The sequence below is a fragment of the Streptacidiphilus monticola genome, from assembly GCF_042658505.1.
Classification (GTDB): domain Bacteria; phylum Actinomycetota; class Actinomycetes; order Streptomycetales; family Streptomycetaceae; genus Streptacidiphilus; species Streptacidiphilus monticola.
Genome location: NZ_JBHSQJ010000166.1, coordinates 1 through 16,205, shown reverse-complemented (window position 1 = coordinate 16,205; position 16,205 = coordinate 1). Strand labels below are relative to the sequence as shown.

Sequence of the window (16,205 nt, the reverse complement as noted above, 5' to 3'; positions counted from 1 at the left end):
CGGTCGCCAACTCCTGGAACACCACCCTCCAGCAGACCGGCGCCAACGTCACCGCCACCAGCCTGTCCTACAACGGCGCCCTCACCGCGGGCGGCTCCACCACCTTCGGCCTCCAGGCCAACGGCACCAGCACCACCCCCACCCTCACCTGCACCGCGTCCTAGCACGTCGAACCGCCCCGGCCGTCCCTCACCGGACGGCCGGGGCGGTTCGGCATGTCAGCCGCGGTCCAAGCGGGCCTCCAGGACGCCGTCCTGACGGACCCTCACCTCGAAGGCCGGTTGGGGCGAGGTCGCCGGGCCGGCGGCCACGCTGCCGTCGTCGAGGCGGAACGTGCTGCCGTGCCAGGGGCAGACGAGGCAGTCGTTGACGAGCGTGCCCTGGTCGAGCGGGCCCGCCAGGTGGCTGCACCAGCCGGCCAGGACGCGGACCCGGCCGTCCCGTCGGCGGACGACGACCACGGGCACCGTGCCGATGTCCCGGCGGGTGGGCAGCTCGGGCTCGAAGTCGTCCAGTCGGCCCAGCTCCGTCCAGTCCTCGGGCAACAGGTACGGCAGCTGCTCCACGTGGTTGACGCCCGCGGCCTGGCGGTAGGCGAGGTGGCCGCCGAGCCAGCCGGCCAGGCCGGCGACGGACAGTCCGGCCAGGCTCAGGCCGCGGCCGCGGTACGCGTGACCGCGCAGCCGAGCCCGGAGTGAGGCGCCGAACAGCAGCAGGGCCACGCTGTTGCCCACGGCGTGGACGAGCCCGACGCGCTGCTGCTCCGGCCGCAGGTCGGACCAGTCGACCCAGCCGCTGAACGCGGTCGGCAGGGCGGCGGCGGTGCCGGTCGCGAGCAGCAGGCCGGCGGCCCGGCGCTGGCCGGGGATCATGTCCAGCACGCCGGCCGCGACCCAGCAGCCGAGGCTGACCTGGACCAGGACGGGATGCAGCGGGTGGCCGAGAGCGCGTCCGTGGAGCTGGTCGCGGGCGCCGAGCGGCAGCCGCTTGATCAGACCGGCGAGCCGCTCGGCCGGTCCGTCGAGCGCTTCCAGGTGTTCGAGGCGGTCGAACGCGGTCTCCGCGGCGGCGGGCGGCTTTCCGGGGGCGAGAAAGGTCTCCATGTCAGGCGTGTCGCCACGGGTGGCGACGGCAAACCGCCTTGCGCGCGGCCGGGGTTCGGATCCTCGGGCGCGCATGAGGAAGCCCCCGGCGGGGGGAGGCCGGGGGCTTCCGGTGGCCGCGCCCCCGCGTCCGGGGGGTCAGCGCGGGGCGGCCTGGCTCTCGCCTGCCCCGGATCCCGCGAGGTATGCGGGTCGATTCTGCGCCATCTGATGCCCCGTCAGCCGGGGACTCCCCGCGCGTCGGCGACAGTTCCCGGGCGGGCCGCCGGGCCAGGGCGCGTCAGTGCCGCGTCAGGGAACCTTCGCCGCGCCGCGCCGCCATGCAGGTCTCCCCAGCCTCCGGCCGGGAGGTGCCCCCCTGCGTTGGCGAAACGTCCAAGCACATCCGGTAAACGTCCACGCACATCCGGTACGAGGACGCTCCGCCGCCTTGGGGCTGACCGTGCCTGACGACGCGGCTCATGGGGCTCCCTGACGCGGCACCAGCCGGTAGGCCGCGCGGGCGGTTGCGCCCGCCGGGCCGGCCTGGCACAGGCCCTCAGCGGCCGCCGACCGCGCGGCGGAGCGCGACGATGCCGGCCGCGCCGGCGAGGGTCAGCGCGCCCGCGCCGACGGCGGGGTGCCGGGCGAGCGCGGCCTCCCAGGACGCGCCGTGCGCCTGCTCGTCGAACTCGCCGTGCGCGCCGAAGTCGTGGCCCTGCGCGCCGTCCGAGGGATGCCAGAGATTGCCCTCGCGGTCGGGGCGGGCGGGCTGCTCGGTCTGCTGGGAGTCGTAGCCGGTGCGGGCCAGGTAGCGGTCGAGCAGCGGGCCCGCGAAGCGGTTGGCCCAGATGGTGGCGACCGTGGACGCGCCGACGTAGTACTGCTTGCGCCGGGGGTGGTCCGCGGCGTGGACGACGGCCCGGGCCGCCACCTCCGGCTGGTAGATGGGCGGGACGGGCTGCGGATGGCGGGGGAGCCGCGAGCGGACCCAGGAGAACTGCGGGGTGTTCACGGCGGGCATCTGCACCACCGTGATCCGGACCTGGCTGCCCTCGTGCATCAGTTCGGTGCGGACCGAGGAGGTGAAGCCGTTGACCGCGTGCTTGGCCCCGCAGTAGGCGGACTGCAGCGGGATCGAGCGCTCCCCCAGGGCGGAGCCGACCTGGACCACGACGCCGCGGTCGCGGGGCTTCATCCGGGCGAGGGCCGCGTGCGTGCCGTGGACGAAGCCGAGGTAGCAGACCTCGGTGACCCGGCGGAACTCGTCGGCGGAGATCTCGTCGAAGGGGGCGAAGACCGAGGCGAAGGCGTTGTTGACCCAGACGTCGATCAGGCCGAGGTCCCGTTCGACGCGGGTCGCGGCGGCCTCGACGGCGTCGGCGTCCGCGACGTCCACCGGGATGGCCAGGGGTGTTCCGCCGGCCTGCGCCACCTCGCGGCTGGCGCCGTCGAGGCCCTCCTCGCCCCGCGCCAGCAGGGCCACCTTCGCGCCGCCGCGCGCGAAGGCGACCGCGGCGGCCCGGCCGATGCCCGCACTGGCACCGGTGATCACGACGGTTCGGTCGGCCACGGCTGCATCCTCTCGTCGGGAACGTGCGGGAACGCGGGACCGCGTCCCTGGTCTGCGTCTGCCACGTGCCCGGGAGTTCACTCCCGCCGGGGCGCCTCCCCTCCCGCGTGCCGCGTCCGCCGGGCGGCTGGGATGCTGGTGGCCGAGGCGGGACAGGAGGAACGCATGGGTGCGAGCTGGTCGGAACTGACGGGGACTCAGCTGCCGGTGGTGGCGGCGCCGATGGCGGGCGGGGCGACGGTCCCCGCGCTCGTCGCGGCGGTCCGCTCGGCGGGGGGCTTCGGCTTCCTGGCCGCGGGCTACAAGGCCCCCGAGGCGGTGGCCGCCGAGATGACGCAACTGCGGGAGGCCGGCGTGGAGTTCGGGGTGAACCTGTTCGCCCCGCACCCGGTGCCGATCGACGAGGCCGAGTACCTGCGCTACGCCGAGGAGCTGGCCCCTGAGGCCGCCGCGCTGGGCGTCGCCCTCGACACGCCGCTGCGTCAGGACGACGACCACTGGGCGGAGAAGGTCGAGCTGCTGCTGGAGCATCCGGTGCCCGTGGTCGGGGTGACCTTCGGACTGCCGCCCGAGCCGGTGGTGCGCGCGCTGCAGCGGGCGGGGTCGCGGGTGCTGGCCACGGTCACCAGCGTGGCCGAGGCCGAGGCGGCGGTCGCCCTCGGGGTGGACGCGCTGGTCGCCCAGGGAACGGAGGCGGGCGCCCACAGCGGCGTGCACGATCCGGCCTCGGGCCACCCGCCTCTGGGCACGGCCGAGTTGCTGCCCCGGGTGGTGGCGGTCAGCGGACTGCCGGTGCTCGCCGCGGGCGGGATCGGCCGGCCCGAGCAGGTGCGCGACCTGGTGGCGGCGGGGGCGGCCGCGGTGATGGTGGGGACCGCGCTGCTGCGCACGGACGAGAGCGGCGCGAGCCGGGTGCACCAGGACGCGCTGGCCGACCCGCGGTACACCGGGACGGTGGTGACCCGCGCCTTCACCGGGCGACCGGCGCGCGGGCTGCGCAACGGCTTCATCGAGCGCCACCAGGACTCCGCGCCGCTCGGCTACCCGGCCGTGCACCACCTGACCCGGGGGCTGCGCACAGCGGCGCCCGCCGCCGGGGACGCGGATCGGCTGCATCTGTGGGCGGGCACCGGTTACCGGGAGGCCCGCACCGGCCCCGCGGCGGCCGTGGTGGACCGGCTGGCCGGTCTGGTCTGACCCCGCCGCACGAAAGCCGCGGTCGCGCGGGCGCACGAAAGCGGGCCCTCCACGCACGGGGGGCGGAGGGCCCGGGGGCGGCCCCTCGTCCGGGGGGAACGGGACCGCTCGCCGATCATTTTGGCATGAGCACGGGAAAATGGGAAGTGCACGCACCGGCGCTGGTCGCCGCGCTGGCGACGGGCCCCCGCCGGGTCTCAGGAGGAACGATCCTGCAGATCCGCCAGGGCCACGGCGGCGCGGATGTACTTGTTGCGGCCGAGATCGCCGATGGTGGTGATGCGCAGCGCGGCGAGCGCCTCGCCGTGCGCGTCGGTGAGCCCGGCGAGTCCGGCCACCGGGGCGTCGAGGACCTCACTGAGCGTCAGGTTCTCGTAGGCCTTGTCGAGCACCTTGTCCAGGTTGACGGAGACGGGCATCGCTGCGTCCTTTCCTCGGATCCCGGGGCGGCCCCGGCCGGGGCCGCCCCACGGCCCACTGTCCGGCGCGACCGCGACGGCGTGCGGGTGCGCCACGCCGCCCGGACAGTGCCACCGCGGGATTCACCCGCGTGGCGCAGCTGTCTCGGCGGGGCGGCAGCGGGTATGGATCGGCTGTCCGGAGCCGCAGTCGAGGAGGTCGAACCATGCCCCAGCAGGTGCGCGGAGTGGTCGCGCGGGCCAAGGGCGAGCCCGTGTCGCTGGAGACCGTCGTCGTCCCCGACCCCGGGCCGGGGGAGGCGGTGGTGCGGGTCCAGGCCTGCGGGGTCTGCCACACCGACCTGCACTACCGGGAGGGCGGGATCAACGACGATTTCCCGTTCCTGCTCGGCCACGAGGCCGCGGGTGTGGTGGAGGAGGTGGGCGAGGGCGTCACCGAGGTGGCGCCGGGAGACTTCGTCATCCTCAACTGGCGTGCGGTGTGCGGGCGTTGCCGGGCATGTCGGCGAGGCCGGCCCTGGTACTGCTTCGACACCGCCAACGCCCGGCAGCGGATGACCTTGCTGGACGGAACGGAGCTGGCCCCCGCGCTGGGCATCGGGGCGTTCGCGGACAAGACGCTGGTCGCGGCGGGGCAGTGCACCAAGGTCGACCCGACGGTCTCCCCGGCCGTGGCGGGCCTGCTCGGCTGCGGGGTCATGGCCGGACTCGGCGCGGCGCTCAACACCGGCGCGGTCGGACGCGGCGACAGCGTCGCCGTCATCGGCTGCGGCGGGGTCGGCGGGGCCGCGGTCATGGGTTCCCGGCTGGCCGGGGCGGCCCGCGTCATCGCGGTGGACGTGGACGACCGGAAGCTGGAGTCCGCGCGGCGGCTGGGGGCCACCCACACCGTCAACTCCCGGCAGCAGGACGCGGTGGAGGCCGTCCGCGAGCTCACCGGAGGGTTCGGGGCGGACGTGGTGATCGAGGCGGTCGGCCGGCCCGAGACCTACGAACAGGCCTTCTACGCGCGCGACCTGGCCGGGACCGTGGTCCTGGTCGGCGTCCCCACCCCGGAGATGCGCCTCGAGCTGCCGCTGCTGGACGTCTTCGGCCGGGGCGGGGCGCTGAAGTCCTCGTGGTACGGGGACTGCCTGCCGTCGCGGGACTTCCCGATGCTGGTCGACCTCCATCTGCAGGGCCGGCTGGACCTGGGCGCGTTCGTCAGCGAGACCGTCCCCCTGGACGCGGTGGAGGAGGCATTCGCCCGCATGCAGCGCGGGGAGGTGCTCCGTTCCGTGGTCCAGTTCTGACGGACTTTCCGGCGGCGTGCCGGCGGAGGGTGCGGGCGGCGTTCTCGTCGAGGGGACGAGAAACATTTCGGAGCCCCTCGGCGTTGCTGGAGGTGTACAGACCCGGGCGCCCGACAGGCCCGGGCCGAACGAGAGGAGAGGGCCGTGGCCACTGAGAAGGCCGTACTCGCCGGTGGGTGCTTCTGGGGAATGCAGGAGCTGATCCGCAAGCAGCCCGGCGTGGTCTCGACCCGCGTCGGCTACTCGGGCGGGGACGTCCCGAACGCGACCTACCGCAACCACGGGACCCACGCCGAGGCCATCGAGATCGTCTACGACCCGGACGCCACCAGCTACCGGGACCTGCTGGAGTTCTTCTTCCAGATCCACGACCCGACCACGCTCAACCGCCAGGGCAACGACATCGGCCTGAGCTACCGCTCCGCCATCTACTACGCCGACGAGGCGCAGAAGGCGATCGCGCTGGACACCATCGCCGACGTCGAGGCCAGCGGGCTGTGGCCGGGCAAGGTGGTCACCGAGGTCGAGCCGCTGGGGGACTTCTGGGAGGCGGAGCCGGAGCACCAGGACTACCTGCAACGCTACCCCAACGGCTACACCTGCCACTTCCCGCGTCCGGGCTGGAAGCTGCCCGCGCGCAAGCAGGCCTGACGCGCCGTCAGCCGTCGNCCGAGGGGGTCGGCGGGCATCCGCGTTCCCGGGTGGGGGCTCAGGTGGCGGAGAAGGTGAACCAGTTGACGTTGACGAAGTCGGAGGTCGAGCCGATGAAGGTCAGGTAGACGTCGTGGACGCCGGTCGCCGTCCCGGAGATGTTGATCGGGACGGTGCGCCAGGACTGCCATCCGCCGGTGCTGGCGAGGTCGATCTCGGCGATCTTGGTGCCGGTCCGGCTGTCGAGCCGTACCTCGATGCCGCCGCTGACGCCGGAGGCGGCACCGGACGCGAGCCGGGCCAGGAACTGGCGCGGCGTCGCGCTGCCGAAGTCGACGCGGCTGTAGCCGAGCCAGTCGCCGGCCGAGATCCAGCCGACGTCCTGGCCGCCGCCGGTGTCCGAGCAGGTCTCGGTCTGGGTGCCGCTCTGCGAGCTGAACGACTCGGCCTGGATGGTCGAGTAGGCGCTCACGGTGGAGCCGCCGCCTCCACCACCGCCGCTCCCGGTGGATCCGCCGCCCAGGGTGACCGTCCACGAGGTGGGCGCGCCGTCCTGCAGGTGGCCGTCCACGGGCTGGGCGCCGGTCGGGCCCACGTCGTCGTAGGGGAAGGCGTAGCCGATGGTCGCGTAGGCGTGGACCAGCCGGGCGTAGTGGTTGGTCACCGCGTTCTGGTAGTACTGCGAGGCCGTCACCCCGCTCGGCTGCTGGCCGCCGCCCGACAGCAGCAGCGTGCTGCGGTTGAGCGCGGCCGAGAGCCGGGCCGCGACCGCGCCGCGGGCGTCGCCGCCGGAGTTGTAGAGCGGGCCGCTGGCGCAGCTGAAGATGTCGTCGGTGCTCGGCTTGGTGAAGGGCACCCCGTCGGTGTTGAGCCCGGCGAAGGTGAGCACGTCTCCCGAGACGGTGCCGGTGAAGCTGCCGAAGGACGGGTTCTGCGTGTCGATGGTGAGCGGCGTGGACTGGAAGTGGCTCCACACCGCGTCCACGTAGGAGCTGAAGTAGCTGCCGAAGGACGTGGGGGAGTGGGTCGGCGCGAGCACCCGCAGCACGGCTCCGGAGCTGTCGCGGACGACCAGCTGGTCCCAGGGCGCGCCGTCGGCGGCGTGCTGGGCGACCAGGCCCGAGGCGATCGAGCCCAGGGCCCCGGCGGGCAGCGGGCTGACCGACTGGGTGCCCGCCGAGCCGGTGGACTGCATGGAGATCGGCGAGGCCACGAGGTCGACGTAGCTGATGTTGGCGTAGAGGTTGGCGGCGTTCCAGGTGAACTCGCAGAAACTCCAGTTCGTCAGCCAGTTGGGGTCGGCCGTGCTGAACCCGGGCTCGACCAGGCCGGGGACCGTGCCGGGGTTGACGAAGAACTGGATCTTGTTGCCGATCGAGAACCAGACGCGGCCGCCGATGACGTACTGGCTCATCGTCAGGGTGACCCCGGATCCGCCCGAACTGCCCAGCGGGATGGCGTAGTCGGGGGCGGGAGTGAGCGTGGCCGAGGGGTTCGGCAGACGGTGGAACGCGCCGTCGGCGCCGACGAAGCCGGGCCAGCCCGAGGCGTCCTGGCCGGTGATGTAGGCGTAGGCGGTGTTGTTGCCGGAGTTGTTGCGGAGGGTCAGCGGGAGGGTGGTCACCGCCGCACCGGCCCGGGCGCTGAGTTCCGGAACCAGAAAGGGGGCGCCGAGCAGGGCCGCGGTGGCGGTACCCGCCGCGGTCAGCAGCGTGCGTCGCGAGATCATGCCAATGTCCCGTCCGAGCAGGGGTGTTCGTGGGGGAGCGCGGCGGTGGGGCCGCTGCGCGTGCTGCAGCGCCGCCCAATATCTCCTTGTCGTGTCCACGCGTCAAGGTCCAAGGCTTGGATTGGTCCACGCCAATTTCGTCACGGCTGCGTTCACAGGTCGAACGGAGGTGCCCTGGACCAGGCCTGACGGACCCTCAGTCCTCTCCTGCCGGTCGGTGGGCGGCCAGGGCGGCGTAGCGGCGCCCCAGCAGCCGCACCAGCGGCCGCCGGGACCAGTGGCCGCGGATGTAGTCGAGGGCCTCGTCGGTGAGCAGCAACCGCGTCGAGTTGCCGAGGCGGACGTGGAAGTCGGCGGTGCGCTGCCCCTTGGGCGCGTGCAGGAACACCGGTCCCGGTGCGGGCTGCACGTCGATCCGGCACACGTCGTGCCCGTCGAGGCGGGCGAAGCCGATCCGCAGCCGGCTCAGCGCGCTGCGGCCCAGGTAGCCGCCGAGCAGGTCGTGGAGCCACAACTCGTAGCGGTCCCGGTCGGGTTGGCGCAGCAGCCGGTAGTCGTACTCGACGCCGACCACCGTCCCGGCGTCGTCCACCCCGATCAGCAGCGTGCCGCCGTCGGCGTTGAGGAAGCCGGCGACGGTCTTGGCGACGACGTGCTCCAGCCGCTCGTCGCGCTCGCCGGTGCGCAGGTTCCAGCGGGCCGTGGACTTGAACTCCAGGCGCGCCCCCTCCCCGGCGGCGATCAGCGCCTTGGGGTCGCCGTGCACCAGGTCCGGGTGCCGGCGCACCCAACTGCGGTGCAGCGCCTGTCCGGTGGCCATCACGGCGAGCGTCCCGAGCAGCGCGGCCAGCAGCAGCCGGAGCCACGGGAAGCCGTGCGCGGTGAGCGGCGGGACGACCCGCAGCGCCGTGAAGCCCAGGGCGGAACCGATGATCCCGCACAGCACGGCGGAGGTTCGGTCCAGCCGCGGACGGGACGTCAGCAGCGCGCGGCCGAGCAGGCCGACCACGGCGCCGACGGCCACGGCCGCGAGGTAGCCGACCGATTCCGCCTGGGCCATCGCCTACCCCCGGGCGCTGGGGACCCGGGCCGGCGGCGGGGCCGGCTCGCCCTCGGTGTCGATGTGCGGCAGCACCCGGTCGAGCCAGCGCGGCGTCCACCAGGCGTGCCGGCCCAGCAGCACCATGACGGCCGGGACCAGCAGCATGCGGACCACCGTGGCGTCGATGAGCACGCTGACGGCGAGGCCGAGGCCCAGCATCTTCACCACGATGTTGTCGCTGAGGATGAAGGCCGCGAACACGCTGACCATGATCAGAGCGGCGCAGGTGATCACCCGGGCGGTGATCCGCAGACCGTGCGCGACGCTCAGGTGGCCGTCCCCGGTGCGGTTCCAGTGCTCGTGCACCCGGGAGAGCAGGAAGACCTCGTAGTCCATGCTCAGGCCGAAGATGATGGCGAACATGATCATCGGGACATAGCTCTCCACCGGCACCTTGCCGGCCACCCCGAGCGCGGAGCCGCCCCAGCCCCACTGGAAGACCGCCACCAGGACGCCGTAGGAGGCGGAGATGGACAGCAGGTTGAGCACGGCCGCCTTCAGCGCCACCAGCAGCCCGCGGAAGACGCACAGGATGATCAGGAAGGCCAGGCCCACGACCACCGCGATGATCTCGGGGAGCCGGTCGGTCATGATCCGGGTGAAGTCGGCCTGCGCGGCCGTCGCCCCGGTCACGTAGGTCTGCGCGGGCGTACCGGCCACGGCCTGCGGGAGCACGTCCTGGCGCAGGTGGTTGAAGAGGGTCGTCGTCGAGGCGTCCTGCGGGCGGCCCACCGGGACCGCCGTCGCGGTCAGCACTTGGCCGTCGGAGGTGGGCTGCGGGGTGCTGACGCTCGCCGCTCCGGGGACGCCGGTGAGCGCCTTGTCGAGTGAACTCGCCAGCGCGGAGCGGTCGTTGGCGGGCACCTTGGACTGGTCCACGACCAGGGTGAACGGGCCGTTGGTGCCGGGCCCGAAGCCGTCGGTGATCAGGTCGAAGGCGCGGCGGTCGGTGAAGTTCGTGGGATCCGCGCCGTCGTCGATGTGGCCGAGCCGGATCGAGAACAGCGGCACGGCCAGCACCCCGATCACGACGAGGCCCGCGATCAGGAACCACAGCGGCTTGCGGGTCAGCGCGCCGACATAGCCGCGGGTGTCCCCGGAGGCCGCGGCGAACTCCTCCGCGCCCTCCTCGGCCACCGGGCGGCGCAGGTGCCAGCGGTCGACTTGACGGCCCACCAGACCGAGCAGCGCCGGCACCAGGGTCAGCGCGCCGCACACCGCCGTGACCACGGTGACCGCCGCGGCCACGCCCAGCTTGCCGATGAAGCCGACCCGCGACACGTAGAGGCCGGCGAGGGCGACGATCACGGTGCAGCCGGAGACGAGCACCGCCCGGCCGCTGGTGGCCGTGGCGTGCCCGGCGGCACGCACCGGATCCGCGCCGTCCATGACGCCCTGGCGGTGACGGGTGATCAGGAACAGCGCGTAGTCGATGCCGACGCCGAGGCCGATCATCGTCGCCAGCGTGGGCGACACGCTGGCGAAGGTGAACGCGGCGGCCAGCAGGGACAGGCAGCTCAGGCCGACGATGACGGCGATCAGCGCCGCGAGCAGCGGCAGCCCGGCGGCCACCAGGCTGCCGAAGCCGACCACCAGGACCACCACGGCGACGGCGAAGCCGATGGCCTCGCTGGTGAGGTCCGCGGCCTTGGGCCGGGCCGACTCGCCCAGCGGGCCGCCGTACTCGACCTGGGTGCCGGTCGCCCGGACCGGCGCCACGGCCGTGTCCACGCGCGGGATGTAGTCGGAGCCGAAGGTGTTCGGGTTCGCGTCGAAGCGGACGGTGATGTAGCCGGTGCGGCCGTCCTTGGACAGCGCGGTGCTCGGCGTGGCGGGGGCGCCCGAGGAGGACGGCGGCGGCAGCGGGTTCTGCACCGACAGGACGTGCGGCAGGTGCTGCAGGTTGGACACCGCCTGGTTCACCTGGCTCTGCACCGAGCTGAGCGGCCCCTTCGGGTCGCGCATGACCACGGTGCCGCTGACGCCGCCCGCGCCCGGGCTGTGCGCGCTGAGCACGTCCAGGCCCTGCTGGGACTGGGTCCCCGAGACCGAGAAGTCGTCGGAGTAGGTGCCGCCGATGCTGCTCTGCAGGGCGTGCAGTCCGCCCAGGGCGACCAGCCAGGCCACGATCACGATGACGAAGTGGCGTGCGCACCACTCCCCGATGCGGCCGAGTCGGCCTGGGGCGGTGAGCGGTGGAGCGGAGGCCGGTTGCTGCGGGACGGACATCGCGCCTCCCGGATCGGGGCAGGCCCCCCGCCCTCCAGTCTGTGCGGCCCCGCCGCCGCGCGCCCGTCGGGAGCTGTCGGTGGCCCGTGGCAGGCTGGCGGCATGTGCGGACGCTATGTCTCCTCCCGCAAGCCCGAGGACCTGGTCGAGCTGTTCGAGGTCGACCGCTGGAACCCGGAGCAGCTGCTCGCGCCCAGCTGGAACGTGGCGCCGACCGACGACGTCTGGGCGGTCGTGGACCGGGCCGACCGGGAGACGGGTGAACTGCGGCGCGAACTGCTGCCGCTGCGCTGGGGGTTGGTGCCGTCCTGGGCGAAGAGCCCGGAGGTGGGGGCGCGGATGATCAACGCGCGGGTGGAGACCGTGCACGAGAAGCCGGCCTTCCGCTCGGCCTTCGCCAAGCGCCGCTGCCTGCTGCCCGCCGACGGCTTCTACGAGTGGACTCCGGTGGCCGCCACCGCCGGACGCAAGGCGTACAAGCAGCCCTGGTACATCACGCCCGAGGGCGGCGAGCCGATGGCCATGGCCGGCCTGTACGAGTACTGGCGGGACCCGGCCAAGGACCGCGACGATCCTGAGTCCTGGTGGCTGACCTGCACGATCATCACCACCGAGGCGACGGACGCGGCGGGCCGGGTGCACCCGCGGATGCCACTGGCCCTCACCCGGGAGCATGCCGAGGCCTGGCTCGACCCGTCGCACCAGGATCCGGACGAGCTGCGCGCGCTGCTCTCCACGCCCGCGGACGGGCGGCTGGCCGCCCGGATGGTCAACCTGGCGGTCAACAACGTACGGAACAACGGGCCGCAGCTGCTCGACCCGCCGCCGGAGTCCTGACCTGTGCTGTTCCGGCCTTGGTTCCGACTTCGGTTCTGACTTCTGTTCTGACTTCTGTTCTGACGTGCTCTGACGGGTTCTGACGGGTTCTGACGGCGCGTCAACGGGCGGGCGGGCGCCGGTCCGCTGGCCGGCGCGGCGGCATGGGGAGGGACGGGAAGTCGCGCGGGCCGCTCCACAGGGCCGGGACGGCGTCGGCGCGGCGGCACAGTTCGTAGGCCAGGGACTCGTAGTTGACCCGCCAGCCGTGGAAGTGCGGCCAGGCCTCCTCGGCGCCGCGCTGGGAGGGGAAGCCGGCCGCCTCCACCATGGCGACCGCCGCGTCGAACTCCTCGAAGGTGAGGTGGATCGGGTCGTCGGGGCGCGGGTCCTCCTCGAAGGGAACCCGCAGGGAGCGGGCGATGTCGCGCATGGCGGTGAAGCCGGCCCGCAGCACCAGGCGGGCCTGCGGCGGCGCGGACTTGGGCGTCAGCGCGAGCTGCATCGCGGCCGCGTCCATGACCGCGAGCAGGCCCACGATCCAGCTGCGATAGGGCTGCGGGGAGCGGAAGGCGACCAGCACCGGGTAGTTGGAGTGGCTCTCGCCGATGTCGGCGGCCAGCCGCTCCCAGGAGCGGTAGAGCTCGGGCAGCGCGGTCTCGGTGTCGACCAGCCACTGCCGCGCCAACAGCTCGGGGCCCCAGGCGGGTTCGCCGGCCCGGGAGAGCAGCAGGGTGACCTCCACCTCGCGGCGGTTGTAGGCGCCGTAGAGGCTGGGCAGATAGGCGATCTGCAGCGCGATCAGCAGCGGCCCGGTCGCGGCGGCGGCGAAGTCCAGGGCGGAGAGCCGGAACCGGGCGCCGCTGGCGAAGCCGAGGGTGAACAGGCTGGACCCCGCCTCGCGCAGGGCGTCGCCGAAGGAGAGACCGGAGAGCGCGTAGAGGCCGAGGCCGAAGGCCGTGAAGGCGCCGAGCAGCCAGCAGCAGAGCATGGCCACCAGCATCAGCGGGGCCAGCCAGGCCTGGGCCCGGTCCTGCGCGCGGTAGTCGCCGCGCCGGGCGGCCAGGCGCAGCAGCCGGCGCAGCGACCACCACAGGTCGTAGACCAGCGAGGAGTACAGCCCGCGGGGGACCACCAGCGTGCGCAGGGCGCTGGCCAGGACGAGCAGCAGCAGCGCGAGACCGGCCAGCCCGGCGATCACCTTCATGGGGCCATTCTGACCGGGGCGGGCGCGGGTCGCGGCACCGGCCGGATCGGCTGGTTCTGTCGACATCAAGTATCTTGACATCGAGACAGCTCCCCGGCAGGCTTCCCCCGGAAGATCGACAGGACCGTACGGGGGAGGACGACATGCGCGCGCACGAGAGGGGCGACGGCCTGGTCGCCCAACTGCGGCGGCCGCCCGGTGGCCGGGACGCCCGCACCATGCTGCTCGCACTCGGCGTCGACCGGACCGGCTCGGGCCTGTGGGCCGCGGCCGCGGTGCTCTACCTGACGTTCGCCGCAGGACTGAACGCCCATCAGATCGGCCTGCTGCTGGGCGTCGCCGGGCTGGTCGGCATCCTCGGTTCGCCCGTCGCGGGGCGGCTCGCCGGAAGGCTGCCCGTGCGCACCCTGCTCGTCGGCTGCCACCTGCTGCGGCTGGCCACCCTGACACTGACCCTGGTGTCGACGCGGTTCGCCGTCCTGCTCCTGCTCTTCGCGGCCACCGCCTTCGGCGACCGTGCGGCCCGGATGCTGGAGATGCTCTTCGCCACCCGCGTGGCGGGCGAGCGCCGCAGCGTCTACCAGGCGCTGTCCCGGAGCGTCGGCAACGCCGGCTACGCGATGGGCGCCGGTCTGGCCGCGGTCGGCGTGGCGATCGGCACCGAGGCGGCGTACGGCGCGCTGATCCTCGGCGACGCGCTCTCGTTCGCCGTCGCCGCGCTGCTGATCCGCGGGGTGCGGGAGCCGGCGCCCGAACCGCACCGGAGCGCCACGGTGGACGCCGGGGGCGGTCGCCGGGCGGCCGGTCCCTGGCGGGACCGGAGGTACCTGCGCTTCATGCTGCTGGACACCGTGCTCTGCCTGGACGCCTCCGTGCTGGAGGTCGGTCTGCCGCTGTGGCTGGTCGGCCGCACGCAGGCCCCGCACGCGCTGGTGCCCGCCTTCCTGATCCTCAACACCGTGCTCGTCGTCGTGCTGCAACTCCCGGTATCCCGCTGGGCGGAGGGACCGGCTGGAGCGGTCCGCGCGATCGTGGGCTACGGCCTGGCGCTGCTCCTGTGCTGCCTGGTGATCGCCTGGTCGGCCGGCCGGGGAGCCTGGAGCGCGGGAACGGCGCTGCTCGCGGCGGCCGTGCTGGTGACGCTGGCGGAACTGATGCGGTCGGTCAGCTCCTGGGAGCTGGCCGTGCTGCTGGCGCCGGAGCAGGCGCGGGCCGCGTACCTCGGGGTCGCGGGCATGTCCCAGTCGGTGCAGCGGTCCGCCGGACCACCGCTGCTCACCGGCGTGGTGATGCCCGCCGGGCCGCTCGGGTGGCTGGGCCTGGGCGCGGGGGTGGCCGTCCTGGCCGCCGTCCAACGTGCCGGCTGCGCGCGGGGCCTGACGGCGCGTCGGACCTCCGCGCCGGAATCAGCGGGCGGCCGGGCGGCGCCGGTGCTCAGCCGGATGCCGGGGTCGTGACCGGCTCCGGGCCCAGGGCCTGTTCCAGCAGGCTCAGTTCGCGGTGGAGCGCCTCGCCGATCGCGGCCACGTCCACGCTGCCGTACAGGCCCAGGTTGAGCGCGCCCCGGTAGCTGCTGACGGCGATCCCGAGGCCGTGGCCGAGGGGTAGCGGCGGCAGCGGGTGGACGGCGGTCAGCGGGGCGCCCGCGAGGGTCAGCGGTACGTCGGGCAGCGGGACGGTGGTGACCAAGGCGTCGAACAGCAGGGGCGCGGTCGGCCGCAGCCACGGTGCGGCGAGCCGCATCGACGCGGCGGGCGCCCGGTCGGTGAGCAGAGCCATCGCCCCGGCGCCCCGCTTGGGACCGCGGCGCTTGTGCTCCGCCATGTCGGCGCTGACCCGGGCGAGACGGCGCAGCGGGTCGGGCTCGCCGCACGGGAGCGTGACCAGGTAGCCGGAGAGCTGATTGCCCGTCACCGCGCCCCCGGCGCGCGAGCGCTGACTGACCGGGACCAGTACGCGCAGGTCACGCGGGTCCGGCAGTTGGGCGCGCAGCGCCCCGGCGACCGCGGCGAGGACGACGTCGTGGACCGTGCCGCCGGCCGCCCGGCGGATGCGCTGGACCTGCTCCAGCGGGAGCGTCGGCAGCACGACCCGGCGCGGAGCGCCGGGGGCGGCCTCGAGGGGTGACGGCAGCGGACGGATCGCCCGGACGACCTCGGCCGCCAACTCGGCGGCGCCCAGGGCCTTGCGGCCCTCGTCGGCCAGCCTGCTCCACAGCGGGGGCGCGGGCGGCACCGGCCTGGGCCGCCGCGGCCGGGGCGGCGGCGCGGACTGCCACTCGTCGACGAGGCGGATGCCGAGTTCCACGGCGCGCAGGCCGTCGACGGCGGCGTGGTGGAGCTTGGCGAGGAGCGCGAACCCCTGGTCGGCGCGGCCGGGCAGGAGCAGGTGGAACTCCCACGGCGGACGGCCGCGGTCGAGCGGACGGGCCATCAGGTCCGCGACCTGGGTGGGCAGATCGGCCCCAGGTTCCTCGTGGACGTGGATGTGGGCGCTCGGGTCGAACGCCGGGTCGTCCTCCCAGCGCGGGCCGCGGTGCGGCAGCCAGGACTGCACGACGCGTCGGCGCAGGGCCGGAAGGGTGGTGGCCCGCTCCGCGAGCACGCCCGCGAGGCGGGCGGGCCGAGGGTCGGCACCGGGACCGAAGAGGGCGAGGGCGCCCAGATGCATGGGCGCGTGCGCGCTTTCCAGTGCCCAGAACGCGGCATCGAGCGAACCGAGAGGGTGGGACATGTGCCCAGCATGCACGCTCGCCGTTACCTGTTGATGACGACGGCGCGAAGCCACGCCATTTCCTTTCGCCCCTCTGGACCGCGAGCAGCCATGCGGCCGCCTGGGGCGCGAGGCTTTGCGTGTGCGGCTTCGCCGCCCCGCCTGGGGCGCGGGGCTGTGCGTGTGCGGCTTCGCC

14 protein-coding genes are annotated in these 16,205 nt (G+C 74.0%); 6 read left to right on the top strand and 8 right to left on the bottom strand.

The window, feature by feature from the left end; all coding sequences use genetic code 11:
* Positions 1 to 164, top strand: a 164-nt coding sequence (locus tag ACFP3V_RS30085; RefSeq protein ID WP_380590400.1) for a cellulose binding domain-containing protein, incomplete at its 5' end; no start/stop codon positions are given.
* A 54-nt stretch (positions 165 to 218) separates the two neighbouring features.
* Here ACFP3V_RS30085 and ACFP3V_RS30080 read toward each other — a convergent pair.
* Both ACFP3V_RS30080 and ACFP3V_RS30075 read right to left on the bottom strand, forming a co-directional pair.
* Positions 219 to 1,103 (bottom strand): Rieske (2Fe-2S) protein, encoded by an 885-nt coding sequence (locus ACFP3V_RS30080; protein ID WP_380590397.1) that lies wholly within the window; start codon positions 1,101 to 1,103, stop codon positions 219 to 221.
* Between the two features lie 538 nt (positions 1,104 to 1,641).
* Positions 1,642 to 2,655: an SDR family oxidoreductase gene (locus ACFP3V_RS30075; RefSeq protein ID WP_380590394.1), complete on the bottom strand. Its 1,014-nt coding sequence runs from the start codon at positions 2,653 to 2,655 to the stop codon at positions 1,642 to 1,644.
* 165 nt (positions 2,656 to 2,820) lie between these two features.
* Between ACFP3V_RS30075 and ACFP3V_RS30070 the strand changes: the two genes are divergently transcribed.
* On the top strand, positions 2,821 to 3,852 hold the full coding sequence (locus ACFP3V_RS30070; RefSeq protein ID WP_380590391.1) for an NAD(P)H-dependent flavin oxidoreductase: 1,032 nt from the start codon (positions 2,821 to 2,823) through the stop codon (positions 3,850 to 3,852).
* 197 nt (positions 3,853 to 4,049) lie between these two features.
* Here ACFP3V_RS30070 and ACFP3V_RS30065 read toward each other — a convergent pair whose 3' ends face one another.
* The gene (locus tag ACFP3V_RS30065; protein ID WP_380590388.1) at positions 4,050 to 4,271 is read right to left on the bottom strand and encodes a hypothetical protein; all 222 of its coding nucleotides are present in this window, start codon (positions 4,269 to 4,271) and stop codon (positions 4,050 to 4,052) included.
* A 206-nt stretch (positions 4,272 to 4,477) separates the two neighbouring features.
* Between ACFP3V_RS30065 and ACFP3V_RS30060 the strand changes: the two genes are divergently transcribed.
* Both ACFP3V_RS30060 and msrA read left to right on the top strand, forming a co-directional pair.
* Entirely contained in the window at positions 4,478 to 5,563 is a 1,086-nt protein-coding gene (locus ACFP3V_RS30060) for an S-(hydroxymethyl)mycothiol dehydrogenase (RefSeq protein WP_380590386.1), read from the top strand.
* 144 nt (positions 5,564 to 5,707) lie between these two features.
* A complete protein-coding gene (gene msrA, locus ACFP3V_RS30055; RefSeq protein ID WP_380590383.1) occupies positions 5,708 to 6,214 on the top strand; it encodes a peptide-methionine (S)-S-oxide reductase MsrA in 507 nt (168 codons plus the stop codon).
* A gap of 58 nt (positions 6,215 to 6,272) precedes the next feature.
* Here the strand turns inward: msrA and ACFP3V_RS30050 are convergent, their stop codons facing one another.
* The 3 genes from ACFP3V_RS30050 to ACFP3V_RS30040 form a co-directional block, all read right to left on the bottom strand.
* Entirely contained in the window at positions 6,273 to 7,943 is a 1,671-nt protein-coding gene (locus ACFP3V_RS30050) for a beta-1,3-glucanase family protein (RefSeq protein WP_380590380.1), read from the bottom strand.
* Between the two features lie 196 nt (positions 7,944 to 8,139).
* Entirely contained in the window at positions 8,140 to 9,003 is an 864-nt protein-coding gene (locus ACFP3V_RS30045) for an AlbA family DNA-binding domain-containing protein (RefSeq protein ID WP_380590377.1), read from the bottom strand.
* A 3-nt stretch (positions 9,004 to 9,006) separates the two neighbouring features.
* The gene (locus tag ACFP3V_RS30040; RefSeq protein ID WP_380590374.1) at positions 9,007 to 11,274 is read right to left on the bottom strand and encodes an MMPL family transporter; all 2,268 of its coding nucleotides are present in this window, start codon (positions 11,272 to 11,274) and stop codon (positions 9,007 to 9,009) included.
* A gap of 102 nt (positions 11,275 to 11,376) precedes the next feature.
* Here ACFP3V_RS30040 and ACFP3V_RS30035 point away from each other — a divergent pair, with 102 nt between their 5' ends.
* Entirely contained in the window at positions 11,377 to 12,111 is a 735-nt protein-coding gene (locus ACFP3V_RS30035; protein ID WP_380590372.1) for an SOS response-associated peptidase, read from the top strand.
* A 100-nt stretch (positions 12,112 to 12,211) separates the two neighbouring features.
* Here the strand turns inward: ACFP3V_RS30035 and ACFP3V_RS30030 are convergent, their stop codons facing one another.
* Positions 12,212 to 13,297, bottom strand: coding sequence for a hypothetical protein (locus ACFP3V_RS30030; RefSeq protein ID WP_380590369.1), 1,086 nt, complete (start codon positions 13,295 to 13,297; stop codon positions 12,212 to 12,214).
* Between the two features lie 143 nt (positions 13,298 to 13,440).
* On the opposite strand from ACFP3V_RS30030, the gene ACFP3V_RS30025 reads away from it, so the two are divergent.
* Positions 13,441 to 14,754, top strand: a complete 1,314-nt coding sequence (locus ACFP3V_RS30025; RefSeq protein WP_380590366.1) for an MFS transporter — start codon at positions 13,441 to 13,443, stop codon at positions 14,752 to 14,754.
* Here the strand turns inward: ACFP3V_RS30025 and ACFP3V_RS30020 are convergent.
* Positions 14,732 to 16,030, bottom strand: coding sequence for a wax ester/triacylglycerol synthase domain-containing protein (locus ACFP3V_RS30020; protein ID WP_380590363.1), 1,299 nt, complete (start codon positions 16,028 to 16,030; stop codon positions 14,732 to 14,734). The genes ACFP3V_RS30025 and ACFP3V_RS30020 overlap by 23 nt on opposite strands.
* Positions 16,031 to 16,205 lie beyond the last annotated feature (175 nt).